Source organism: Lysobacter sp. CCNWLW3 (genome assembly GCF_036697405.1).
In the GTDB taxonomy this organism is placed as follows: Bacteria; Pseudomonadota; Gammaproteobacteria; order Xanthomonadales; family Xanthomonadaceae; genus Lysobacter.
Genome location: NZ_JBAHWA010000007.1, coordinates 72,454 through 96,066 on the forward strand (window position 1 = coordinate 72,454; position 23,613 = coordinate 96,066).

At 68.8% G+C, this 23,613-nt stretch carries 24 protein-coding genes and 1 tRNA gene; 5 read left to right on the top strand and 20 right to left on the bottom strand.

The annotated features are described in order from the left end of the window. The first annotated feature begins 78 nt into the window (after nt 1-78). On the top strand, nt 79-774 hold the full coding sequence (gene mtnC, locus V1318_RS13055; RefSeq protein ID WP_332940120.1) for an acireductone synthase: 696 nt from the start codon (nt 79-81) through the stop codon (nt 772-774). A gap of 257 nt (nt 775-1,031) precedes the next feature. Here the strand turns inward: mtnC and V1318_RS13060 are convergent, their stop codons facing one another. From V1318_RS13060 to V1318_RS13120, 13 genes are all read right to left on the bottom strand, one after another. After that, complete coding sequence (locus V1318_RS13060) at nt 1,032-1,235, bottom strand: hypothetical protein (RefSeq protein ID WP_332940121.1); 204 nt, start codon at nt 1,233-1,235, stop codon at nt 1,032-1,034. A 21-nt stretch (nt 1,236-1,256) separates the two neighbouring features. Further along, nucleotides 1,257-1,703 carry a type II 3-dehydroquinate dehydratase gene (locus V1318_RS13065; protein WP_332940123.1) on the bottom strand — a complete coding sequence of 149 codons (447 nt, stop codon included), beginning with the start codon at nt 1,701-1,703 and terminating at the stop codon, nt 1,257-1,259. 151 nt (nt 1,704-1,854) lie between these two features. Further along, complete coding sequence (locus V1318_RS13070; RefSeq protein WP_332940124.1) at nt 1,855-2,439, bottom strand: YdeI/OmpD-associated family protein; 585 nt, start codon at nt 2,437-2,439, stop codon at nt 1,855-1,857. A 3-nt stretch (nt 2,440-2,442) separates the two neighbouring features. Then, the gene (locus tag V1318_RS13075; RefSeq protein WP_332940125.1) at nt 2,443-4,065 is read right to left on the bottom strand and encodes a calcineurin-like phosphoesterase family protein; all 1,623 of its coding nucleotides are present in this window, start codon (nt 4,063-4,065) and stop codon (nt 2,443-2,445) included. A 247-nt stretch (nt 4,066-4,312) separates the two neighbouring features. Further along, entirely contained in the window at nt 4,313-4,969 is a 657-nt protein-coding gene (gene hisIE / locus V1318_RS13080; protein WP_332940126.1) for a bifunctional phosphoribosyl-AMP cyclohydrolase/phosphoribosyl-ATP diphosphatase HisIE, read from the bottom strand. Then, nucleotides 4,959-5,735, bottom strand: a complete 777-nt coding sequence (gene hisF / locus V1318_RS13085; protein ID WP_332940127.1) for an imidazole glycerol phosphate synthase subunit HisF — start codon at nt 5,733-5,735, stop codon at nt 4,959-4,961. The genes hisIE and hisF overlap by 11 nt, the downstream gene beginning before the upstream one ends. After that, the gene (hisA, locus tag V1318_RS13090; RefSeq protein ID WP_332940128.1) at nt 5,729-6,478 is read right to left on the bottom strand and encodes a 1-(5-phosphoribosyl)-5-[(5-phosphoribosylamino)methylideneamino]imidazole-4-carboxamide isomerase; all 750 of its coding nucleotides are present in this window, start codon (nt 6,476-6,478) and stop codon (nt 5,729-5,731) included. The genes hisF and hisA overlap by 7 nt, the downstream gene beginning before the upstream one ends. Further along, nucleotides 6,475-7,077 (bottom strand): imidazole glycerol phosphate synthase subunit HisH, encoded by a 603-nt coding sequence (gene hisH, locus V1318_RS13095; protein ID WP_332940129.1) that lies wholly within the window; start codon nt 7,075-7,077, stop codon nt 6,475-6,477. Before hisH ends, hisA begins: the two co-directional genes overlap by 4 nt. Before the next feature lie 127 nt (nt 7,078-7,204). Beyond that, on the bottom strand, nt 7,205-8,284 hold the full coding sequence (hisB, locus tag V1318_RS13100; protein ID WP_332940130.1) for a bifunctional histidinol-phosphatase/imidazoleglycerol-phosphate dehydratase HisB: 1,080 nt from the start codon (nt 8,282-8,284) through the stop codon (nt 7,205-7,207). Between the two features lie 22 nt (nt 8,285-8,306). Continuing rightward, nucleotides 8,307-9,398, bottom strand: coding sequence for a histidinol-phosphate transaminase (gene hisC / locus V1318_RS13105; protein WP_332940131.1), 1,092 nt, complete (start codon nt 9,396-9,398; stop codon nt 8,307-8,309). Then, entirely contained in the window at nt 9,395-10,696 is a 1,302-nt protein-coding gene (gene hisD / locus V1318_RS13110; protein ID WP_332940281.1) for a histidinol dehydrogenase, read from the bottom strand. Before hisD ends, hisC begins: the two co-directional genes overlap by 4 nt. Nucleotides 10,697-10,710: 14 nt before the next feature. After that, complete coding sequence (hisG, locus tag V1318_RS13115; RefSeq protein ID WP_332940132.1) at nt 10,711-11,625, bottom strand: ATP phosphoribosyltransferase; 915 nt, start codon at nt 11,623-11,625, stop codon at nt 10,711-10,713. Between the two features lie 50 nt (nt 11,626-11,675). Beyond that, nucleotides 11,676-11,945, bottom strand: coding sequence for a YerC/YecD family TrpR-related protein (locus tag V1318_RS13120; RefSeq protein WP_332940282.1), 270 nt, complete (start codon nt 11,943-11,945; stop codon nt 11,676-11,678). Nucleotides 11,946-12,358: 413 nt separating this feature from the next. Here V1318_RS13120 and V1318_RS13125 point away from each other — a divergent pair, with 413 nt between their 5' ends. After that, nucleotides 12,359-14,125, top strand: a complete 1,767-nt coding sequence (locus V1318_RS13125) for a diguanylate cyclase (protein ID WP_332940133.1) — start codon at nt 12,359-12,361, stop codon at nt 14,123-14,125. Between the two features lie 60 nt (nt 14,126-14,185). Here V1318_RS13125 and V1318_RS13130 read toward each other — a convergent pair whose 3' ends face one another. From V1318_RS13130 to hisS, 3 genes are all read right to left on the bottom strand, one after another. After that, nucleotides 14,186-14,731 (bottom strand): 2OG-Fe(II) oxygenase, encoded by a 546-nt coding sequence (locus V1318_RS13130; protein WP_332940134.1) that lies wholly within the window; start codon nt 14,729-14,731, stop codon nt 14,186-14,188. A 25-nt stretch (nt 14,732-14,756) separates the two neighbouring features. After that, complete coding sequence (locus V1318_RS13135) at nt 14,757-16,649, bottom strand: aromatic amino acid ammonia-lyase (protein ID WP_332940135.1); 1,893 nt, start codon at nt 16,647-16,649, stop codon at nt 14,757-14,759. Between the two features lie 303 nt (nt 16,650-16,952). Next, nucleotides 16,953-18,353, bottom strand: a complete 1,401-nt coding sequence (gene hisS / locus V1318_RS13140; protein ID WP_332940136.1) for a histidine--tRNA ligase — start codon at nt 18,351-18,353, stop codon at nt 16,953-16,955. 196 nt (nt 18,354-18,549) lie between these two features. On the opposite strand from hisS, the gene V1318_RS13145 reads away from it, so the two are divergent. The 3 genes from V1318_RS13145 (at nt 18,550) to V1318_RS13155 (ending at nt 20,005) form a co-directional block, all read left to right on the top strand. After that, nucleotides 18,550-18,626, top strand: a tRNA-Pro gene (locus V1318_RS13145). A 248-nt stretch (nt 18,627-18,874) separates the two neighbouring features. Beyond that, complete coding sequence (locus tag V1318_RS13150; protein ID WP_332940137.1) at nt 18,875-19,474, top strand: hypothetical protein; 600 nt, start codon at nt 18,875-18,877, stop codon at nt 19,472-19,474. A gap of 6 nt (nt 19,475-19,480) precedes the next feature. Further along, a complete protein-coding gene (locus V1318_RS13155) occupies nt 19,481-20,005 on the top strand; it encodes a hypothetical protein (protein WP_332940138.1) in 525 nt (174 codons plus the stop codon). Between the two features lie 12 nt (nt 20,006-20,017). Here the strand turns inward: V1318_RS13155 and V1318_RS13160 are convergent, their stop codons facing one another. The 4 genes from V1318_RS13160 to V1318_RS13175 all read right to left on the bottom strand — a co-directional run bounded on the left by V1318_RS13160 (nt 20,018) and on the right by V1318_RS13175 (nt 23,559). Continuing rightward, a complete protein-coding gene (locus tag V1318_RS13160; protein ID WP_332940139.1) occupies nt 20,018-20,470 on the bottom strand; it encodes a terminase small subunit in 453 nt (150 codons plus the stop codon). A gap of 84 nt (nt 20,471-20,554) precedes the next feature. Further along, on the bottom strand, nt 20,555-21,724 hold the full coding sequence (locus V1318_RS13165) for a phage portal protein (RefSeq protein WP_332940140.1): 1,170 nt from the start codon (nt 21,722-21,724) through the stop codon (nt 20,555-20,557). An 11-nt stretch (nt 21,725-21,735) separates the two neighbouring features. Next, nucleotides 21,736-22,254, bottom strand: coding sequence for an HK97 family phage prohead protease (locus tag V1318_RS13170; RefSeq protein WP_332940141.1), 519 nt, complete (start codon nt 22,252-22,254; stop codon nt 21,736-21,738). Between the two features lie 57 nt (nt 22,255-22,311). Next, entirely contained in the window at nt 22,312-23,559 is a 1,248-nt protein-coding gene (locus V1318_RS13175) for a phage major capsid protein (RefSeq protein WP_332940142.1), read from the bottom strand. Nucleotides 23,560-23,613 lie beyond the last annotated feature (54 nt).

Below are 23,613 nucleotides of genomic sequence, written 5' to 3' on the forward strand. Positions count from 1 at the left end.
GCGCGGCGCACGCACGCGCCTTTGCCTCGTCGCGCCCGGAAGGCGACAATCCCAGGTCCCCACCGCGACACCCCCGCCATGCCCATCCGCGCCATCCTCACCGACATCGAAGGCACCACCAGCAGCATCTCCTTCGTCAAGGACGTGTTGTTCCCGTACGCGCGCCGCGCCCTGCCCGGCTTCGTCAAGGCGCGCGGACGCGAGCCGGCGGTGCGCAAATGGCTGGACGCGGTGGCGACCGAGAACGGCGGCCTGTGCCAGGACGAGATGATCGTCGAGGTGCTGCAGGGCTGGATCGACGAGGACCGCAAGCACACCGCGCTCAAGGCGCTGCAGGGCATGGTCTGGGCCGACGGTTACCAGGGCGCCGACTTCACCGCGCACATCTATCCCGATGCCGCGGCCGCCTTGCGTGCCTGGCACGCGGCCGGGCTGCCGCTGTACGTGTACTCCTCCGGCAGCGTGCCGGCGCAGCGCCTGTTCTTCGGCCACAGCGACGACGGCGACCTGACCGGCCTGATCTCGGGCTGGTTCGACACCGAGATCGGCGGCAAGCGCGAGGCCGCCAGCTACGCCCGCATCGCCGAGTCGATCGGCCTGCCCCCGGACGAGATCCTGTTCCTGTCCGACGTGGTCGAGGAATCCGACGCCGCGCGCGAGGCCGGTCTGGCGACGGTGCTGATCGACCGCCTGGAAGATTACCCGCAGCCGCGCCTGGGCGAAGCGGCGCATGGGCATATACGCGCGACCGCGTTCGATCAGGTCGAGGTCTGACCGGCACCCGTAGTTTCGGCCGTCGTAGTCGGGCTGCGCCGACGCTCGAAATCTCGATCGCGGCTCACGCCGCTCCCATATGCGCAGGCGCGCCTCGCTTTGGGGTAGGAGCGGCGTGAGCCGCGACCGTCATCGCGAACGGCCGCGCCGATCGCGCCGGCTTTCGCGGCCGTCCAGGCACATCGGCCCTGCGTGGGGATGCCGCGGCGTGGAGAGGTCGCGGCTCACGCCGCTCCTACCCCACAGCCGGGCAGGTGCTACAGGCGACTGACGCTGCGCACCCGCACCTCGGTGCAATCCACGCCGTGCGCATCCGCGGCCTGGCGGCGGATGCGCTCCAGCACTTCGGCCGGATCGAAGGCAGCGGTCGGCGCGTAGTCCAGGGTGCTCTGCCCCCACACGACATAGCGCCCGCCGACCAGGATCTCGTAGTCGGCGAAGTAGTAGTAATGCGCGCTCATGGCTGTATCGCCGCGCGCCGCTCAGGTACCCACGTGCACGCCGTGCCCGCATTCGGCGCAGCCCAGGTGTTCCAGGGCGATCGCCAGCGCCAGGGTGTAGCTCTGCGCGGCATAGCCGTGCACCTGGGCCAGGCAGGCGCCGCCGTGGGGCGCCAGCGAGGGTTCGGGCGCGTCCATGTCGTCGTCGTGGACTTCGATGTAGGGCGTGTCCAGCGCCTCCAGGGCGCGGCGCAGGCGTTCGCTGGCCGGGGCGCAGGCGCCGGGGTCGAACAGCAGCAGTTCGACCCCGCCGGAACGCAGGCCGCTCAGGCCTTCGACCAGTTCGGCCTCGCTGCGGCAACTGCGCAGGGCGATGGTCTTGCCGGCGTCGGCCGCGGACTGGGCCAGGCGCGCGCGCACCGCATCGGGCACGCGCGCGCCGGCGCCGGCATGGAGGGATTCGGGGCCACGCAGAATGACGATGGACACGTTGTCGCTCGTTGCGCGCTCGGGGCGGCGCGCTTGCGAAAACTGTAGGCGCGTCGGGCGTAAAGCCTCCATGCCCCGGAACGGCGCGGGCGTAACCGTCGCGTAAAACCCAGCGCCGCGATGGCGCGCGTTCATGCGCGGGCGCTGCGGCTCAGCCGTGGATCTTCTCGCCGCGCTCCAGCATCGCCACCAGCTTCTCGATCCGCGCCGCGCGCGTCTCGGGCTTCTTGGCGGTCTGGATCCGCCACAACACCGCGTAACGGTTGCTGCGGTCGATCTGCTCGAAGAACTTGCGCGCCTTGGCGTTCTTCTTGAATGCCGCGGCCAGGTCGTCGGGCACCTCGATAGTGCGCGCCGAGGCGTAGGCGCCCTGCCAGCGTCCGTCGGCCTGCGCCGCCTCGACTTCGCGCAGCCCCGCCGGGCGCATGCGGCCGGCCGCGATCAGCGCTTCGACCTTGCCGATGTTGATCTGCGACCAGATGCTGCGCGGCCGGCGCGGAGTGAAGCGCTGCAGGAAGTAGCGCTCGTCGCAGCTGCGCTTGAGGCCGTCGATCCAGCCGTGGCACAGCGCCACGTCCAAGGCCTCGGGATACGACACCGAGGCCACGCCCTGGTTCTTCTTGGCGATCTTCAGCCACAGGCCGGGCGCGCCGGCGTGCGTCTCCAGCCAGCGCTCCCAGGCCGCGGCGTCGGCGAACAGTTCGATCGGCAGGTCGGTCGGCAGTTCGGCGGCCATCGGCTACTCCTCCGCGTCCTGCAGGCGGTAGACGGTATGCGCGCGCTGCTCGCCCTGCCAGGGATCGAGCGTGCGCACTTCGATGCGGTGTTCGCCCGCCGCCAGATCGGTCGGCAAGGCCGCGCGCCACAGGTGCGCGGAAGGCTCGGCCTCGGGCGAGCGATCGTAGCCGCGCAGGCTGGCGGCCTCGTCGTCGCGCACGTTCTCGGCCCGCAGCGCCGGGTCCGGCTGGGCCACGCGTCGCATCGGCGCCCAGGCGCCGTCGTCGATGCGGAACTCGACCTGGCGGTCGTCCTGGCCCATGTAGACGTTGGCGTACAGGCCGAAGGCCGGATAGGCGCCGCGGCGCAGCACGCGCGGCGCGTGCAGGGACATCGCCGGCGTCGAGGCGGCCGCGGCGTGCAGGCGCGCGGGGTGCCAGCTCAGGCGATAGGCGCCGTCCGCGTTCACGCCCAGGCGCGCGTAACCGTTCGGGGTGCCGTCGGCCATGGTCGCGGCGGGAATGCCCTGGGCGTCCTTGACGCCGGACCAGAACGCGCCGCAGGCGGCGCCGACGTTGTACTCGTGCAGCGGCGCGGCGCCGTGCCAGCCGTCCTGGGCGTCGTGGTAGACGTGGCGCTGGACGTGGCCGTGGCCGCTGAGCAGCAGCACCTTGGGGAAATCGCGCAGCAGCGCGAACAGGCGCTCGCGGTCGGCACGGCGGAAGGTCTCGCGTCCGGGCGCGGCATCGAAGAAGGGAATATGCACGCCGAGCACCAGCAGGCGGTCCTTGCGCGCGCCGGCCAGGTAGCGCTCGAGGAAGGCGAACTGCTCCTCGCGCAGGCCGCCGATGTAGGCCGGGCTCTGGCCGGGGCGGTAGATCACGTCGTCCAGCATCACGAACGAGGCCGCCTGCTCTTCCCAGGCATAGGTCTCGGGACCGAACACGTGGCGGTAGCTGAGCAGGGAATCCTCGTCGCGCGTGGCGTCGAAGTCGAGATCGTGATTGCCGGGCACGTGCAGCCAGGGCACGCCGAGCTGGGCGGTGGCGCGGTTCATGGCCGGATACAGCGAGAGGTCGTCGTTGACGATGTCGCCCAGGCTCAGGCCCAGGTCGGCGATCGCGCCCTGCCCCACGCGCGCGGCCAGCAGCGGCTCGACGATGTCGCGGCGGTAGTAGTCGACATCGGTCGCGGTCTTGGGCTGGGGATCGGCGAACACCAGCACGTCCAGCTCGGCGCGCGCGGGCGCGGCGTCGGGGATCAGGGCGTAGTCGCGGCAGCTCGGGAACGAGGCCGGGATGCCGCCGTATTTGAGCTTGGGTCCGGGCTCGCGCTGCACGTTGAAGCTGAAATCCGGCAGGCCGTTGTCGCGCCGGCCGACGCGATAGCCCGGCGGCTTGATCACGAAGCTGGTGCGGCCGTCGATCGCGGGCAGGTGGTAATGGCCGTGCGCGTCGCTGGCGACCAGCTCGACGCCATCGGACACGCGGATGTCCGGCAGGCCCGGCTCGCCCTGGTCGCGGTTGCCGTTGCCGTTGCGGTCTTCGTAGACGATGCCGCTGTTGCACGGCGGCGGCAGCGCGAGCGCGCTGGCCGGAGCGATCAGGGCCAGCGACAGGACGCAGGCGGTGACGGATGGACGCATGGCGGGCTCCGGACGGGGGGCCCATTATGCGACGCCGGCTTGGCGATCCATGTGCCGGAGCGCACGAGTGCGCGCTGTCGCTTCCTATGGGAGCGACGTAAACCGCGATGCGCGACAACACGTCAACCGACGCGGGTCCAGGCGGGCGTTTTCTCGGCAGGTCGCGGTTCTCGTCGCACGCCGAAGGTCGAATCGCGGCTTACGCCGCTCCCACGAAGAACAGGAACCGATGGGCGCGAAAGCCTGCTCAGGCCGGTTCGGAACCCCGATGCGGCTGGCCGTGGCGCGACTTCAGCACCGCGACCGCATCGTCCAGCGACAGGCCGCGCGCGCGCAGCAGCACCAGCAGGTGGTAGAGCAGGTCCGCGACCTCGCCGCACAGCGCGGCATCGTCCTGGACCACGCCGGCCAGGGCGGTTTCCACGCCCTCCTCGCCCACCTTCTGGGCGATGCTGCGCCTGCCCTGCTCGAACAGGCGCGTGGTGTAGCTGCCGGGCGGGCGCTCGCGTTCGCGGCGCGCGACCAAGCGGTCGAGCTCGGCCAGGAAATCCGTGGGCGCGTGTTCGAAGCAGCTGTCGCGACCGAGATGGCAGGTCGGCCCTTGCGGACGCGCCTGCACCAACAGGGTGTCGCCGTCGCAATCGGCTTCGATCGCCAGCAGCTGCAGCACGTTGCCGGAGGTCTCGCCCTTGGTCCACAGCCGTTGCCGGCTGCGGCTGTAGAAGGTGACGTGGCCGCTGGCCAGGGTCTGGGCCAGGGCTTGCCGATTCATATAGCCCAGCATCAGCACGCGCAGGGTCGCCGCGTCCTGAACGATGGCCGGCAGCAGGCCGTCCTGCTTGTCCCAGGACAGGCGGTCGATGGCGTCCGGAGCCAGCATCGGCGGTGTCGCCTCAGTGGACATCGCGGACTTCCACGCCTTGCGTGCGCAGCGCGCGCTTGAGTTCGGGAATGCGGATCGCGCCGGAGTGGAACACGCTGGCCGCGAGCGCGGCATCGGCGTCGGCGTCGCGGAATACTTCGGTGAAATGGGCGATCTCGCCGGCGCCGCCGGAGGCGACCAGCGGCACTTCGCAAACGGCGCGCACCGCCGCAAGCTGCTCCAGGTCGTAGCCGCGGCGCACGCCGTCGCTGCCCATGCAATTGAGCACGATCTCGCCGGCGCCGCGCTCCTGCGCCTCGACCACCCAATCCAGGGTGCGCCGCGCCAGCGCGCGGCTGCGCTCGGGATCGCCGGTGTACTGGCGCACGCGCCATTGCCCGTCCTCGTCGCGCAGGCTGTCGACGCCGACCACCACGCACTGCACGCCGAAGGCGTCGGCGATCTCGCCGATCAGCTCCGGCCGCTCCAGCGCCGGCGTGTTGATCGAGATCTTGTCGGCGCCGGCGCTGAGCACCGCGCGCGCGTCCTCGACGCTGCGGATGCCGCCGGCGACGCAGAACGGGATGTCGATCGTGCGCGCCACCCGTTCCACCCATTCGCGGTCGACGCTGCGCCCCTGCGGGCTGGCGGTGATGTCGTAGAACACCAACTCGTCCGCGCCCTCGTCGCGATAGCGCAAGGCCAGTTCGACGATATCGCCCATGTCGACGTGGTCGCGAAAGCGCACGCCTTTGACGACGCGGCCCTCGCGCACGTCCAGACAGGGGACGATGCGGCGGCTCAGCATCGCTGCGCCTTGTGCAGGGCTTCGCCGAGGCCGAAGCGGCCTTCGATCAGGGCCTTGCCCAGCACCGCGCCGCGGCAGCCGGCTTCGTGGGCGGCGACGATGTCGGCGATGTCGCGGATGCCGCCGGAGGCCTGCACCTGCATCTCCGGCGCGATCACGCGCACGTGCCGGTACAGGTCCAGGTTCGGCCCCAGCAGGGTGCCGTCGCGGGAGACGTCGGTGCACAGCAGGTGGCGCACGCCGACGTTGGCGAAGTGCTCCAGCATCGGCTCCAGCTGGGCGCCGCTGTCCTCGGTCCAGCCCGCGACCGGCAGGCGCCAGTGGCCGGTGCTGGACTGGCGCGCGTCCAGGGCGACGGTGATGCGGTCGGCGCCGTAGCGCTGCAGCCAGTCGCCGACGCGGTCGGGCTCGCGCACCGCCAGCGAGCCGACCACGACGCGGTCGGCGCCGGCGTCGAGGATGGCCTCGATGTCGGCCTCGCTGCGCACGCCGCCGCCGGTCTGCACGCGCATCCAACTGGTGGTGGTGATCGCGCGCAGCAGCGGCGCCAGGGTGTAGCCGCCGTAGCGCGCGGCGTCCAGGTCGACCAGGTGCAGCCAGCGCGCGCCGGTGTCGGCGTAGCGCTTGGCCATGCTCAGCGGTTCCTCGTCGTAGGCGGTTTCCTGCTCGTAGTCGCCCTGGCGCAGGCGTACCACGCGCCCGGCGCGCACGTCGATGGCCGGGTACAGCGTGCAGTTGTTCATGCCGGCACCCCGTCGAGGAAGTTGCGCAACAGGCGCGCGCCCACCGCCGCCGAACGCTCGGGGTGGAATTGCGCGCCGTAGCGGTTGTCGCGCCCGACCACGGCCGAGAACGGCACGCCGTGTTCGCTCGCGGCCAGCGTGTCGGGGCCGACCGGCACCGCGTAGCTGTGCACGAAATAGGCGCGGTCACCGTCGGCGATGCCGTCCAGCAGGGGCGACGTGCGTCGCCGTTCCAATGCATTCCATCCCATGTGCGGCACGCGAACTCCCTGGCGCGGTTGCAGTTTGCCGATGCGTCCCGGCAACAGCCCGAGACACTCCACGTCGCCCTCCTCGGACGACTCGAACAGCAGCTGCATGCCCAGACAGATCCCGAGCAGCGGCTGACGCAGCGCCCGGATGGTGTCGACCAAACCGAGCTCACGCAGCCGCGCCATCGCTGGCGCCGCCGCCCCGACCCCCGGCAGGATCACTCGCTCGGCCGAACGGATCGTGGCGGGGTCGGCGCTCAGAACTGCGTGCGCACCCAACCGCTCCAGTGCATAACGCACCGAGCCGATGTTCCCCCCACCCATGTCGATCAGTACGACGCCCGTCACGAAAACCTCTTGCTCGCGCTGTCGCCAACCGCAGGGGCTGGCTCAACTATCGTCATTACGGCCCGGAAGCGGACTTGCGGCCGCCACGCCGGACCGGACTGCATATTCCTGAACGGCAACGCCCGAATCAGAGCGTGCCCTTGGTGCTGGGCAGGCCGTGGCCCTCGCGCCGGATCGCCTGCCGCAGCGCGCGCGCGACCGCCTTAAAGCAGGCCTCGACCTTGTGGTGGTCGTTGTCGCCCTGCACGTTCAGGTTCAAGTTCAGGCCTGCTGTCTCACATAAAGAACGGAAAAAATGCGGCACCAGTTCGGTAGGCACGTCGCCCACGCGTTCGCGCGCGAACGCGCCCTCGAACACGAAATAGGGCCGGCCGGAGAAATCCAGCGCCGCCGTGGCCAGGCTTTCGTCCATCGGCAGGACGAAGCCGTAGCGGCCGATGCCGCGCTTGTCGCCCAGCGCCGCGCGCAGCGCCTGCCCCAGCGCGAGCGCGCTGTCCTCGATGGTGTGGTGCTCGTCGATGTGCAGGTCGCCGCGGCATTCCAGCTCCAGCGCGAAACCGCCGTGCTTGCCCAACTGCTCCAGCATGTGGTCGAAGAAGCCCAGGCCGGTGGACACGCGCGGGTCGGCTTCGCGGTCCAGGTCCACGCCTACTTCGATGCGGGTCTCGCGGGTGTTGCGCTGGATGCGCGCGGTGCGCGGCGCATCGGCCAGCGCATGGGCGATGCCCGTCCAGTCCCAGTCGCCGCCAAAGGCCTCGGTGCGCAGTTGGAAACCGCGGATGCCCAGGTTGCGCGCGAACGCGATGTCGGTGTCGCGGTCGCCGACCATGGCGCTGCGCGTCCAGTCGATGCCGCGGTCCTTGAGCAGCGGCAGGGCCAGGCCGATCGCCGGTTTGCGCGTGGGCGCGTTGTCGGCCGGCAGGCTGGTGTCGATCAGGATGTCGCGGAACACGATGCCCTGGCTGGCGAACACCTGCAGCATCAGCGCGTGCGGGCCTTCGAAGTCCTCGCGCGGGAACGCGGCGCTGCCCAGGCCGTCCTGGTTGCTGATCATCACGAACTGATAGCCGGCGTCGCGCAGGCGCAACATCGCCGGGATCACGCCGTCGACGAAGCGCAGCTTGGCGTAGCTGTCGATCTGGAAATCGTCGGGCTCGGCGATCAGGGTGCCGTCGCGGTCGACGAACAGGAGCGGGATCTGGCTCATGGGCAGGATTCGAAGCTGAGGTTCATGCGGCGCGCTCGCCGGCGTCGGCGCGGGTCAGGGCCTGCAGCACGCGCGCGTTCTGTTCGGCCGTGCCCAGGCTGATGCGCAGGGCGTCGGCCAGCTGCGGCGCCGCGCGCATGTCGCGCACCACCACGCCGGCGGCGAGCAACGCGTCGTAGGCGGCCTGGGCGCGTTCGAAGCGCGCCAGCAGGAAATTGGCCTGCGAGGGATAGACCTGGCGCAGGCCCGGCACGCCGGGCAGCGCGGCGTACAGGCGTTCGCGCTCCAGCACGCAGGCGGCCGCGTTGGCCAGGCTGAGCGCGCGCGCGCCGCCGTCGAGCGCGCGCAGGGCCAGCGCGACGCAGGGCTCGGCCAACGGATACGGCGCCTGGCAGCGCTGCAGGGCCGCGATCAGGGCGGCGTCGGCGATGGTGCTGCCGATCCGCGCCGCCGCCAGCGCATGCGCCTTCGACAGCGTACGCAACACCACCACATTGGGCTGGGCGGCGATCAGGCCGATCGCCGACGGCGCCTGCGCGTATTCGAGATAGGCCTCGTCGACGATCACCAGCGCGCGTTCGCGCAAGCGCCGCGCAAGCGCCGAGATCGCGTCCAGCGGCAGCAGCGTGCCGGAGGGATTGCCGGGCGAGCACAGGAACACCAGCTTGGCGCCGGACGCCTCCGCGGCCGTGGCGACCGCGTCGAAATCGCAGACGAAGCCCGCGGGCGTGTCGCGCAGGTCGACCTCGACCACGCGCGTGCCGTGCAGGCGCGCGCACACCGCGTACATGCCGAAGGTCGGCGGCGTGGTCACGATGGCGTCGCCGCCGGGGCGGCAGAACGCGCGCAGCAGCAGGTCGATGCCTTCGTCGCTGCCGCGGCCGGCCAGCAGTTGCTCCGGCGCGCAGCCGTACAGCTCGGCCAGGGCCGCGCGCAGGCGCGGCGGCTGCGGATCCGGGTAACGGCGCAGCGCGCCCTCGGCGTCGGCGGCGTTGGCCCAGGCCGATTCGTTGGCGTTGAGCCAGACCGAGCCGGCCAGGGCTTCGCTGCGCGCCGACTTGTAGCCGGCGAAATCGCGCAGGTCCTCGCGCAGCAGCGACAGCGGCGCGCTCATGCGGCCACCTGCCGCAAACGCAGCGCGACGGCGATGCGGTGAGCGTCCAGGCCCTCGGCGCTGGCCAGCTCGACCGCGCAGGGGCCGATCGCGGCGATGCCGCGCGGCTGCACTTCCTGGACCGTGATCGCGACCTGGAAGCTGGCGACGTTGACGCCGCCGGCATAGCGCGCCGCGCCGCTGGTGGGCAATACGTGGTTGGTGCCGCTGCAGTAGTCGCCCAGCGCTTCCGGGGCCCAGTCGCCGAGGAACACCGAGCCGGCCGCGAGCACGCGCGGCAGCCAGGCGCGCGCGTCGCGCAGCGCCAGGATCAGGTGTTCGGGGGCGTAGCGGTTGCTGACTTCCAGCGCGTCGGCGATCGAATCCACCCGGATCGAACGCGAGGCGCGCAGCGCCGCGCGCGCGGTCTCGGCGCGCGGCAGGGCCGCCAGTTGGGTTTCGATCTCGGCCTCGACCGCGGCCAGCAGCGCGGCGTCGTCGCTGAGCAGGATCACCTGCGAATCCGGGCCGTGCTCGGCCTGCGACAGCAGGTCGGCGGCGACGAAGGCCGGATTGGCGCCGGCGTCGGCGATCACCAGCACTTCCGAAGGGCCGGCCGGCAGGTCGATCGCCGCCCCGTCCTCCAGCAGCGCGACCTGGCGCTTGGCCTCGGTGACGTAGGCATTGCCCGGCCCGAACAGCTTGTCGCACTTGCCGACGCTGGCGGTGCCGAAGGCCATGGCCGCGATCGCCTGCGCGCCGCCGAGCTTGTAGACCCGCTCCACGCCGCAGCGGCGCGCGGCGTACAGCACGGCGGGATCGGCGCGGCCGTCGCGGCGCGGCGGCGTGCACAGCGCGACCTGCGGGCAACCGGCCAGGCGCGCGGGCATGCACAGCATCAGCGCGGTCGAGGGCAGCGGCGCCGAGCCGGCCGGCACGTACAGGCCGACGCGCTGGATCGGACGCAGGATGCGCTCGCAGCGCACGCCGTCGCCGCTGTCCAGGATGTAGGGCTGGGTCATGCCGGCGGCGTGGAAGGCTTCGATGCGCGCGGCGGCCTGATCGATCGCGGCGCGCAAGGTGGCCGGCAGCTCGCGTTCGGCGGCGTCGAACTCGGCGGCGCCGACCGCGAATGCGTCCAGGGCGACGCCGTCGTAGCGCGCGCTCAAGGCGCGCAACGCGGCATCGCCGCCGGCGCGCACCTGCTCCAGGATCGCCGTCACCGCCTCGGCGGTTTCGCGCCGGGTCCGCTGCGCCGGGCGGCGCAGCGCCGTCTCGCGCCGGCCCTCGTCGAGCGCATTCCAGTCCAGGCGCTGCATCAATGCCGGGCCGCTCATGCCAGCATGCCCTCGACCGGCAACACCATCAGGCCGCGCGCGCCGGCGCGCTTGAGTTCCTCCAGCCGCTGCCAGGTCACCGCGCCGTGGCACAACGCCTGCAGGGCGACGCCGTCGCCGCCGTCGAGCTGCATCACCGTCGGCGCCTCGGCATCGGGCAGCAGCGGCAGCAGATCGGCCAAAAGCTGGCGCGGCGCCTGGAACAGCAACAGCTTGCTGTGGCGGATGCGCAAGGCGCCGTCGAGGCGGCGCAGCAGCAGGTCGGCGAGTTCGCCGCGCACGTCGTCGAAGGCTTCGACCGGGCCGGCCAGCACGGCCTCGCTCTGGATCAGGGTGGTCACGGCCTTGAGCTGGTTCGCGGCCAGGGTGGCGCCGCTGGAGACCAGGTCGCAGATCGCTTCGGCCTGGCCCAGGCGCGGCGCGATCTCGACCGAACCCGACAGCAGCACCACCTGCGCGTCCACGCCCTGCTCGGCCAGCCACTGCGACAGCAGGGCCGGATAGCTGGTCGCGATGCGCTTGCCCGCGAGCTGCGCCGGGCCCTGCCAGTCCCAGCCCTCGGGCACGGCCAGGTCCAGCCGGCAGGCGCCGAAACCGAGCGCGCGCCATTCGCGGAACGCCGGCGCGCGGCCGCTGCCGCGACGGTCGCCGTCCTGCTCCAGCAAGACGTTGCGGCCGACCACGCCGAGGTCGCAGACGCCGTCGGCGATCAGGCCGGGGATGTCGTCGTCGCGCACCAGCAGCAGGTCCACCGGCAGGGTTTCGCCGTAGCAGAACAGGCGGTCGCGACTCTCGCGCCAGCTCAGGCCGCAGGAGGCCAACAGCGCGCGCGCCGGCTCGGCCAGGCGGCCGGACTTCTGGATGGCGATGCGCAACCGGTCGCGCGCGGCCGGGCTGGCGGGAGGACTCATGGGGAAATCTCGAAGAGGAGGGGCATGGGCGCTCGGCCCGGCGGAACGGTTCAGCGGACGCGCGTGGGGCGTCGATGGAGGGCCGCGGCGTAGCCGCCGGCGCCGCGTTCCAGGGTGCGGGCGACGCGACCGATCGTGGTCACGCTGACCCCGGTGCGGTCGTGGATCTCGCGGTAAGGCACGCCCTCGCGCAGCAGCGGCACGACCCGCCAGCGGTCGGTCATGGCTTCCAGCTCGGCCGGCGTGCACAGGTCTTCGAGGAAGGCGCGCATCTGCTCCGGATTGCGCAGCCCCAGCAGCGCGCCCGCCAGGCTGGCGATCGGGTCTTCGCTGTCGTCGATGTCTACGGCGCGGCGCTTCACGGGGGCTTCGCTCTATCGATAATGTATTAACGCGTTAATACATTAGACGAACCGGACCGCCCTCGTCAAGCCGCCCCGCCCGGCCGCGCGGCGGCGGCCGGCATCGGCGAAAACCGCCGTTCATCACAATATGGGCGACCGACCGGCGGTCGCTGGCGCCTCGTCTGTGGCCGTGCAGGCCGCAAACTAAGACGGTGCCGGAGCGTAGACTGCCTCCGAGCCCGCGCCGCCGAGAGCCACCGCCGGCCGGACCAACGGAGAGGGTGCGAATGGGGCGTGGTTGCAGAGTCCTACAAGTTTGGCTGCTCGCACTCGGGCTTTGCCTAGCCGCTACCTCGTGGGCCGCGTTCGCCAACAACGACGCCTCCCTGGTGCTGGACGGCACCCACGTCGGCGTGCCGCTGGAACCGCACATCGCCTATTACCACGATGCCGACGGCCGCCTGGACCTGCTCGGCGCCGAGCGGACCCTGCGCGAAGGCCGCTACGCGCCGCTGCCCAACGGCAACGCCGCGTTCGGCTTCCAGCCCGGCGCCTACTGGTTCCACGTGCGCCTGCTCAACCGCGACCGCGACGAACCGCGCTGGCTGCTGGTGCAGCAGTACGCGCTCAGCGATCGCATCGACGTCTACACGCGCCATCCCGACGGCCGCGTCGATCATCTGGCCGGCGGCGACAGCCTGCCCTTCGCCTCGCGCAGCATCCGCTACCGGCATCCGAACTTCTGGTTGAACCTGCCCGCCGACCAGCCCGCCGACCTGTACGTGCGCGTGCACAGCCAGAGCTCGATGCAGGTGCCGCTGACCCTGTTCACGCCGACCGCGTTCACCGAGGTTTCGCGCGACGCCCAGTTCGGCATCGGCCTGTACTACGGCATCCTGCTGGCCTTGTTCATCTACAACCTGGTGCTGTGGCTGAGCCTGCGCGACGCCAGTTACTTCTGGTACCTGCTGCATATCTCCGCCTTCGGCCTGGTCCTGATGACCCTCAACGGCCTGGGCTTCGAGTACCTGTGGCCGCGTTCGACCTGGCTGGCCGACAAATCGGTGCCGCTGTCGATCTGCCTGGCCCAGGTCGGCATGCAGCAGTTCGCGCGCACCTTCCTGGGCCTGAAGCAGCGTTGGCGCCTGGGCGATCGGGTCGGCCTGGGAATGATTGCCTTCTTCGTCCTGCTCGGCGTCGCCGCGACCCGCCTGCCCTACAACGTCGCCACCCCGATCGCCTCGGCGGCGGTGTTCTTCAGCATCGCCTGGATCGCGGTGGCGACCCTGGTGGTGCTACGGCGCGGCTACAAGCCGGCGCAGCTGTTCCTGCTGGCCTGGTCGATGTTCCTGCTGGGCACCGGCATGTTCACCGCGATCGCCTTCGGCCTGCTGCCCAAGGTGTTCATCACCGAGTACGGCGTGCAGATCGGCTCGGCGCTGGAGATGCTGCTGTTGTCGGTGGCGCTGGGCTATCGCTACGCTTCGCTGCGCAACGAGAACGAGCGCATCGTCCACGAGGCCAAGACCCAGCTCGAACACAAGGTCGAGCAGCGCACGGTCGAGCTGCGCAGCGCGCTGGCGCAGTTGGAGGACGCGCACGAGCGCCTGCGCGAAAGCAGCCAGCGCGACGGCCTGACCGGCCTGCACAACCGCACCCATTTCCGCAACGTGTTCCAGGATCTGCTGGCGAAGTCGCAGCAAAGCGGCCGGCCGCTGTCGCTGCTGATGATCGACCTGGACCACTTCAAACAGATCAACGACCGCTATGGCCACCTGGTCGGCGACGAATGCCTGTGCTGGGCCGCGCGCACCATGGGCCATGCCCTGCAGCCGCATCGCGCGCTGCTGGCGCGTTTCGGCGGCGAGGAATTCATCGTCGCCCTGCCCGGCCTGGACCTGCAAGCGGCCTCGCGCGTGGCCGAGGACCTGCGCCAGCACCTGCGCGAACAACCCTGCCGCAGCGGCGAGCACGCGATCACCATCACCGCCAGCATCGGCGTGCACGCGATCGCGCGCGAGGCCGACAACGACAGCGATTGCGACAACGCCATCGATCCCGCCCTGCAGGACGCCGACCAGGCCCTGTACCAGGCCAAGGCCGACGGCCGCGACTGCGTGCGCACCTCGGTGCAGGAAGACCGCAGGCGCAACTAGCCCATAATGCGCACGTGGGATGCGGCGAGCGCGGCGAACCGCACCCTACCCCGGCTTGCGCTAGACCGCCGGCGCGTACATCACGTCGGAACGCAGCACGTACTTGCAGCCGGACTCGACCGCGGCGCCCTCGTGCCAGGTGTCGTGCACGAACAGCAGGGCGGCGCCGCGCCGGGGCACGACGCGGAAGCTGCGGAAGTCGGTATCGCCGCCGGCGAAGCCGTCGTTGAGATAGACCAGCAGGGTCAGCCGGCTGCCGCGCCCGTCTTCCAGCCAGGGGCCGTCCTTGTGCATGCGGAAGCGCTGCCCGGGCCCGTACTTGTAGAACCGCAGCGCGCGCGGCAAGCCGATCGCGGACTCGCCGTCCAGCAGCGGCAGCGCGATCCCGTCCAGACCGCGCCACAGGCGCTGGACCCAGTCCGGCGATTCGAACACCACCCGCTCGTTGTTGCGCACCTGCGGCATCGTGCGCGCGCCGCCCGGCGCGCGCACGTCGGCGGCGGCGAAGCCGCGCGCCTCCGCCAGTTCGATCAAAGCCTCGCACTCGCCGGCGCCGAGGAAATCCTCGACGCTGAACACCCGTTCGTTATGCACGATCAGCCGCATGACCGAACCTCGCGATCCGGCCGTTTCACAGCACCGAACGCGCCGCCGCGAGCACGCTGCCGTCGGCGACCATGCCCAGCGCGGTGGCGACTTCGCCGTCCAGGGCGCGGTCGCGCGACAGGAAGGCGATGCGCTCGCGGATCGCCGCATGCGCGGCCGCGACCGCACGGCCCGGACGGAACTCGTCGGCCGCCGCGAGTTCGGCGCGCAGGCCCTCGACCTCGGCCACGAAGCCCGCATGGTCGGCGTCGCCGGCGGCCGGGCCTCCGGCGACCTTGGCCGCCAGCCCCAGCGCGTCGGCGCGATCGGCCAGATCGCGCGCGGCGTTGATCATGTCGCGTCGCAGGTCCAGCGCTTGCGCGGCGGTGTACAGCTCCAGCGCCAGCACCTTGCCCAGGTCGTCGGCCATGGCCAGCACGTGACGGGCCTCGTTGGCGCCCATCGAGACGTGGTCCTCGGCGTTGGCGCTGGTCGGTATCGAATACACCGAGGCCGGATGCGCGCGGCTGGCCAGGTCGTTGACGATGGCCGCGGCGGTGTACTGCACGATCATGTGGCCGGACTCGGTCGAGTCCTCGTTGCCGATCAGGAACGCCGGCAGGCCGTCGTTGGTGGCCGGGTCGACCAGCTTGTTGAGGCGGCGCTCGGAAATGCTCGCCAGCACCGGGATCGCGGCCTTGACGTAGCTCATCGCCAGCGCCAGCGGCATGCCGTGGAAATGCCCGGCCGAGATCACCTGCTGCTCGACGTGCTCGGCCTGCGCGTCCGGGAACACGATCGGATTGTCGGTCAGCGAGTTGAGCTCGACCTCCAGCACGCGCGCGGCCTGGGCCAGCGCGTCGCGCACGGCGCCGTGCACCTGCGGGATGCAGCGCAGCGAATAGCTGTCCTGCGGCTGGTGCTTCTTGCCGCCGCGGAACGGCCGGAACCGCAGGTAGAACTTCTCGCGGCCGTGGCGCTGACCGAACGGCACCCAGTCCCAGCCGATGTCGAAGCGCAGCGCCTGCGATTCGGGCGTGTCCCAGCTGCGCGGCTGCCAGGCGCGGAAACGCGGCACCAGGTGATAGGGAATGTCGGACAGGGTCGAGCCCTCGAGCAGGCGGCGCAGATGCGCGGCCACCTCGACCTGGCCCGGATGCGGACGCAGCGCGTGCACTTCCTCGGCGAAGGCGCCCAGGCGGCCGGCGAAGGCGTCGATGGTCATGGCCGCGGCCAGGTCGGCGGTGTCGGCCAGATCCTCCAGCTTCTCCAGCGCCAGCACGCCGCACGCCAGCATCTGCGCGGTGCCATTGTTCAACGCCAGACCTTCCTTGTACGACAGGGTCACCGGCTTCAGACCGGCGCGCTGCAGCGCCTGGCCGCCGGGCATGCGCTCGCCCTGGTAGTAGGCTTCGCCGCCGCCCAGCAGCACGATCGCCAGGTGCGACAACGGCGCCAGATCGCCGCTGGCGCCTACCGAACCCAGCTGCGGCACCACCGGCACGATGCCGGCGTTGAGCATCGCGGTCAGCGCCTGCAGGGTCTGCACGCGGATGCCGGAATGGCCGCGCATCAGGGTGTTGATGCGGATGCACAGCATCGCGCGCACGATCTCCGGGGCGAAGGGCTCGCCGACGCAGACCGCATGGGTGACGATCAGATTGCGTTGCAGTTCCTCGTGCAGGGTTTCGCCCGAGGCCTGCGCGCCCGGCAACTGGTCGCGCAGATGATGGGCGCCGAGCAGACGGTCGGCGTTGCTGCCGAAACCGGTGGAGACGCCGTAGATCGGCTCTTCGCGACGCACCTGTTCGGCCAGGAAATCGGCCGCGCGTTGCACCGCCGGCAATTGCGCCGCGGCCAGTTCGACCTGGGCGCCATAGGCCACCGCCACCAGCTGCGCGCGCGTCAGCGAACGGCCATCGAGTTGAATCTTGTTCATTTGCAACCTCGCCTCGCACCCTGGCGATCATCTGAACGGCGGGCCTGCGCCGCGAACGGCTGGGCCCGGCCGAGCGTACTCGGGAGTCGGTGCGTCAATGCCACATTGGGAACCGCGACGGCGGATGCGCGCCGCGGGGTGATTCGATCCGCCGCGGCGCCGGATTCCGATCCGGCGCGCGGCGAACCGTGGAGCGGAATCCGGACGCGAACCCGCACGCCCGGCACCGCGATTCATCGGCGCGACAAGACGCCATCGGAGCCGCGCGATTCGCGACGCCGACGCCGTCCGCGCCGTTCGAACTCATTCGGAGACGGCCTGCGGCATGACCCGCGCCTGCTCCAGCTCGACCCGCAGGGTGCGCGCCAGATCGCCGCGCGCGACCTCGAACTGGTCCTCGCGGCGCAGGTCCTTGACCGTGGCCACGCCCTTGGCGATCTCGTCCTCGCCCAGCACCACCACGAAACGGATGCCGGCGCGGTCGGCGTACTTGAACTGCTTGCCCAGCTTGGACGGCTCCATCACCACTTCGGTGTTGAGGCCGCCGTGGCGCAGCTCGTTGGCGACCGCCAGGCAGTGCGGCAGGTGGGCGCCGTCCATCTGGGTCACCAGCACCTGCACCGTGCTGGCGGCGGTGTCGACCAGGCCGGCCTCGCGCAGCTGCCAGAACAAGCGGGTCAGGCCGATCGAAATGCCGACGCCGGGCAGGCGCGACTTGGTGTAGTGGCTGGCCAGGTCTTCGTAGCGGCCGCCCGAGCAGATCGAACCGATCTGCGGGTAATCGTCCAGGGTAGTCTCGTAGACGGTGCCGGTGTAGTAGTCCAGGCCGCGCGCGATCGAGAAATTGAGCGCGTAGTTGGCTTCGGGCACGCCCAGCGCGCGCACCAGCTCCAGCACCTCGCGCAGCTCGGCCACGCCGACGCGCAGCGACTCGTTGCCCTCGCCCAGCGCGTCCAGCCGCGCCATCGCGTCGGCGTGCGAAGTCGAGCGGATCTTGACGAAATCCAGGATGGTCGCGGTGCCCTGCGCGCTCAGGCCGAACTCGGGGCCGGTCAGGGTCTCGCGCACGTAGTCTTCGCCGCGCTTGTCGAGCTTGTCGACCTCGCGCAGCACCCGCGCCTGCAGCTCGCCGTCGGCCACGCCCTGGGCCTCGAAGAAGCCGCGCAGCAGCTTGCGGTTGTTGAGCTGGATGGTGAACTTGCCGATGTTCAGCTCGGAGAACACCGCGTGGATCGCGGCCGGCATCTCGGCGTCGTGGCGCACGCTCAACGAATCCTTGCCGATCACGTCGATGTCGCACTGGTAGAACTCGCGGAAGCGCCCGCGCTGCTGGCGCTCGCCGCGGTACACCCGCTGCATCTGGTAGCGGCGGAACGGGAACGTCAGCTCGTGCTCGTGCTCGGCCACGTAGCGCGCCAGCGGCACGGTCAGGTCGAAGCGCAGCGCCAGCTCGGGCACGCCCTCGCCGCCGCCCTCGGCGGCCTTGTTCAAATTGCCGGTGGACTGGACGAAGTAGACCTGGCGCTCGGTCTCGCCACCGGACTTGGTCAGCAGCACCTCCGACAACTCCATCACCGGCGTTTCCACCGGCAGGAAGCCGAAGCGCTCGAAGTTGCGGCGGATCGTGTCCAGCATGCGCTGGAAGGCGATCTGGTCGGGCGGCAACAGCTCCATGACGCCGGGCGGGGTGCGTGGCTTGATCAAGCGGGACTCCGGGGGTGGGACGCGTCGGCACGGCGCGCTGCGGCGCGCGCCTGGTGGACGCAAGGGCCGTAGTTTAACGTTCCGCCCGGATGCCGCACCCTCACCCGGAACGGCGCCTGCACCGGCCCGCGCAAGGGATTGCTCTCTGCCCCTTGCTCGCCTCGATGGGTGTCGCTAGAATTGTCGGCTCAGCTGTCGGGGTGTAGCTCAGTCTGGTAGAGCGCTACGTTCGGGACGTAGAGGTCGCAGGTTCGAATCCTGTCTCCCCGACCAAAATTGCTAGAGAAATCAGTAATTTGCATGAGAACCGGCCAAGCGCCGGTTTTTTTGTGCCCGTCCATCCTGCATACATCCTGCAAAGGGATAGGAAGACACCTACCCCACACCACACAGTGCCCCGATGGCGGCGGCAGCGCGCGGGCACGATGTTGACCCCGCCAGCAACGTGCGGCGCCCGCCCATGGTTATCCACGCGCACGGACTACCGCAGGGATGCCGTGGGGCGGACTAGACTAGACGGCATGGCAGACCCACCCTCATGGATCACGACAGCAGGCAAGGCCGCAGCAAAGTACCTGCGGGCCTACCCACTCCGTCAACTTGCGTTGGCTGCCGTGCTGTTTGTTCCGTTCCACGTAGTCATCCGCCTAGCCTTGGCGGTATTAGGCACCGAGCAGGCATTAGTTGAACTAGCCGGCGGTTGGGGCATCCAAGTTATGGCAGCGGGCTTGGCATTAGTGACGGCATTCTTCTGGATAGCGTTAGGTACGCGCGGCGCATCCAACGCCAAGAGAAAAGCTCGAGCGAACGCCCGCGAGAAGGCCAAGGCCGAGCGTGAAGTTCAGCGCGAACGCTGGCGCGCAGTTGTTCGTGGATTGAACGAAGGGGACAAGGTGATATTGCGCCGGTTCGTCGACCAGCGCCGCATACAGTTTGAAGGTAGGGATTTGGTGCCTGGAGACGAAGATACCGATGCGCTACAGCGGATCCAGGCGCTTGGAATCTTTGGTATGTATTGGCCCTACTCCCGTTTAGAAGATGCTGTTTTTGACCTTTTGCTTGCCGAGCCGGCGCTAGTTGGATCAAACGCCCAGCCGACACAGAGAATCCGAGCCAACTAGCCGAGCATGCACAACGCGCACGAAGAACGTTACGTCTTCTACAGGTCATGCCATGCCGACTTCAGCGAGGCCTTACGCTTGCTGGAAGACGCGGAGGAACTGGAAGACAACAATGCGATACCAAACAGGGTGTCGGGCACGTTGCAGCGTTACGCCGTGGTCGTATACTTCCGACCGTTCACAAGGGCAGACACAACGTTTGCCCACCCGCAACACCATGGCAAGAATGCGAAGAAGATTTGTCTTGGCAAGGGATTCATTCCCGCCGAGCTGCTGCCATTCCATGATGAGTTGCGGACCTATCGTGATTCCGCATACGCCCACACTGACATAGCGATCAGGAACCCACGGCTTCACTTCTGGCGTGGCGGACCCTGGGAGTTTCCTATCGCGATTTCACCACCCGACAAGAAGCCGCTGCACATCCACCGAGACAAGATGAAACAACTGTGCGCGACGGGATTGGCATGGTTGAACAACGAGATTAAGAACATGGAAGAACAGTTCCGAATTCAGTATCGCGATGATTAGCAGAACCGTGCGCTATTCGCTGTTGCGTACCACCGTCAGCTGCGGCGGCGCCTGCGTGGCGAACTTATGACGACCACGCGCGATGGCGCGGGCGTTCTCTTTCATAGTCTCTTTCTTGCCCGTCTCGCCCATGCGAGCGTGCATGTACGGCAGCAGTTGCTTTGCGGCATCAGCACGCATAGCGATCGGCAGGCCAGCCAGGTTCATCACGTCTAGCAGGAACGTTTTGGGATCGGCGTACCTCTCGCGCGGCATTGCCGGCGCGCCTGACTTGATGTCCACGCCAGGCGTGGCCTTCGTTGCAATCTTGAGCGCCGCTCGGATTGCAGGATTCGCCATGAGTTTGTCGGCGGCGACAGATGCGCCCGCCACCGCATAGCCTGCCGCAATGGCAGCATCCCGGTTAGTGCAGCCCGCCGCCTTGTTGGCGACAAATGCCCGCTGTTTGTCGGTAAGTTTCGTCATGGTGGTTAAGCCTTCATGGTCATTTTTATCCCTGCATGAGGGAACGGGCGGTCTAGGCGTCAACAGATCGCCAGTGATTTCCTGTCACGCCGCGCTGGCGTCGTCAACGCGGCGCTGCGGCAAGTTCTCCAACCGCCTCACTTCGTCAACGTCCATCCATGGCTCGTTGTTCAATGCCTTGGCGTAGAACTCCGCACGCTCGCCAGCCGTGCCGCGCAACAGCGCGTCCACGGCATGTTCCGCATAGAACCGTTGGCGCGCGATAGGGCCAAGCAACTGCTGCGAGATAGCCGACTCCCACAGGTTGAGCCAACGTGTCAGGCTGAACTTCACGAACTGTTCGCCCAACGACTCTACGTTGTTGTAGGACGCCTGCTCCAAGGTCTGGACAAGAATGGGCGGCACGCGGAACAGACGGCAAACCTCTGTCACGCTGAAGTTCATGGCTTCCAACCATTGGGCGTCTTCATTCGACAGGCCCACGTTCTCCAACTTCAGCCCACGAAGACCCATGATTAGAGTCTTTCCGGCATTGGCCGGAGAAGCGTAGTTATTCAATAGTCCACGCAGACTGTGCATGTCTTCGGTGGTCAGGTCGCGCTTGCTCTCGTTGTATAGGACAGAAGCAGGACGGGCGCCGCGTCCGAAGCTGGAAGAACCATGTGTCCGTAACGACAACGACAGGCCCAGTGTTTCGCGTGCGATGGTCACACGGGACTTGCCCACTATGCTGCCTGGATCGGTCCGGTCGCGAAGGTGTAGTACTTCATCGGCCAGCAGGCGCACGGGCTTGCCATTGTCGTCGGTGTAGTCGTACCTGTATCTACCGCTATCCAGCTTAACGATGGACACGCGACCAGGGTGCAGTGGATGCAACGCCGACACTTCGCCGGCACCGTTCGATTCCTTCCGCGCATAGCCGTTCCCATTCAGCAGCACGCTGGCGGTCATGCACTCTCGGAACTCCATGCCGGACTGATAGTCGTTCGGCCGTTCCAGCACCCGGGACAACCAATGACCGTCTGCACGTTCGCGACTGCCATCCTCATTCCGGCGGTACGTGTGCAGCGGCAGGCATGCCGTCGATTCGCTCAACGCCTGCACACACGCAAATACCGTGGAAATGGATTCGGCCGACTTGGCGTCAACATAAGCGCCTGCCGTGCTGCTTCCACCACCGTTCGCCAGTGCGTTCCACGAAGGGTCTTCGGCTCGCGTCTCGCGCCCACCTTTCAGCATGCTCCAGATGTTCATAGCGTCAACTCCTAGCGAACGGTGTCAAGCCAATAGCGCAGCATCGACAGTTGCGATGCGGGCTGAAGGCTGCGCAGGTGGACTTCGGTTGCGCCGTAGGCGGGACGACTCTGGACAATGGACACCTCATCCAACGTCACATTGCGCAGTTCGCGCGTGTTGCCGTTCCAGTAGTCGCCACCCTTCGGGACGTTGAAAGCGAAGGAACAGCCCCCCAGGTCGCCACGCTGCGCCAGTGCGGCAAGGTCACGCCCGGCTTGCGTGTCGGGCAGGTCCAGCGTGAACGCTAAGCCGGCGTCATCCTCTGCCAGCGTCAACGTTCCGCTGCGGGTCCGGCCCAGCACTCGGCTGGTGTCGTGGTCGGCCAGCGCAAGAATGTCGGCACCGGACGCCAACGACGCAGCGAATGCTCCGCGCCGGATGACTTCAGTGAAATCGCCAATGGTGGTGGGGCTATCAAACTTTGCGATGTAGCCCGTCAGCTTGCGACCGTTGGCGGTAACGCCAGCCGTGGCGCGTTTCTCGATCATGGGTGCGTCTCCAAAGACACAGCCCGCCGCTAGGACGGGCTGCGTTGTAGCGGGCAGTTACAGCGCGAGGTCGGAGGCGACCACGAACGCCTGCGGATGGCGCACGGCCACGTCCACAGTGGACATCGCACGCACCAGCACGCCACCGCGACCGTAGGCCGGCTGCGCGTAGGGGTTCACGAGGATGTCGATTTCGCTCCAGATGCCAAGCAACACCTGCGACCAGTCGCCGAGAATGGCAATGCCGGCATCCGGGTCGGGCGTGGCGTTGTTCGGCACCTGATTGGTGCTGTAGGACTGGATGCCCGCCATGCGGCCGTCATCGCCCAGCAGGTAGATGCCCGTGCCATTGGACTTTTCCGTGCCGGCGAACTTCGCGGCCACGCTGGGATTGAACAGCCACGACGACGCATCGACATTCGCCAACTCGGCCTTGGCTTTCATCGCAAGCACGTTCACCCAATTGAGCGTCGCGAGATTGGCGGTCTGAATGCCCAGGGTGGACAGCACGCCGGTCGGCTCATTCGCGCCACCGCCCTTGATGAGCGCCGAGTCGATGGCCTGCGCCAACACCGCCGCGAAGTCATCGCGCACCAGCTGCTCCACGTCCGGGCTGGACTGCATGATGAGTTGCCGGGACAGTTCGGTGACACCACCCGCGTGCTTCGGCGCCAGCGTAACGTTGGTCGGGTTCACGTCCGAGTCCGGCACCGCACCGTTTTCGGCTACCCAGCCAACGGACACGCCCGTACCGTGCTTCGGAACGGTGACGTTGCCATGCAGCCCGGATAGCACACGGACACCCAGGCGACGCGCCAGCAGCTTGTTGCGCAGCGGCTGGATGTACAGGTCGCCACGGTGGTCTGTGGGCACCAGTTCCGGCGCGCTTCCAGTGGTGTTGACGCGGCGTTCCAGCGCGGACATGGGCACGAACACGCCCTGCGCCTTGCGGCCGGTGCGGCGTTCGGTTTCCTGCGCGTATTCCAGTTCCGCACCGGACAGCGCGCGGCCTTCCACGCCGGCCTGTAGCACGCGCAGCAGCGAGACGCGGCCTTCCAGCGCAGCGACGGTGTCACCACCGTTACCGGCCACCACCGTCACGCCAACGGCGCGGCGTTCGGCATCGTCCAGGAACTGTTGCCGCTGTTCGTCCTGCTCCAGCGATTCGATATCGGCGCGGATGGTGGCGAAGTTGGCCGACTCATCGGCGGTAAGTTGACGCTTTTCCGTTTCGGCCTTGGCGACGATCGCGCGGGCTTCAGCGGTACGGGCAGCCTTACGCTGCCGGATTTCCTGAAGGGTCATAGCTATTGCTCCGGGTTGTTTGGGACAGTCCCGGTTGCCCATTAACCACACCCT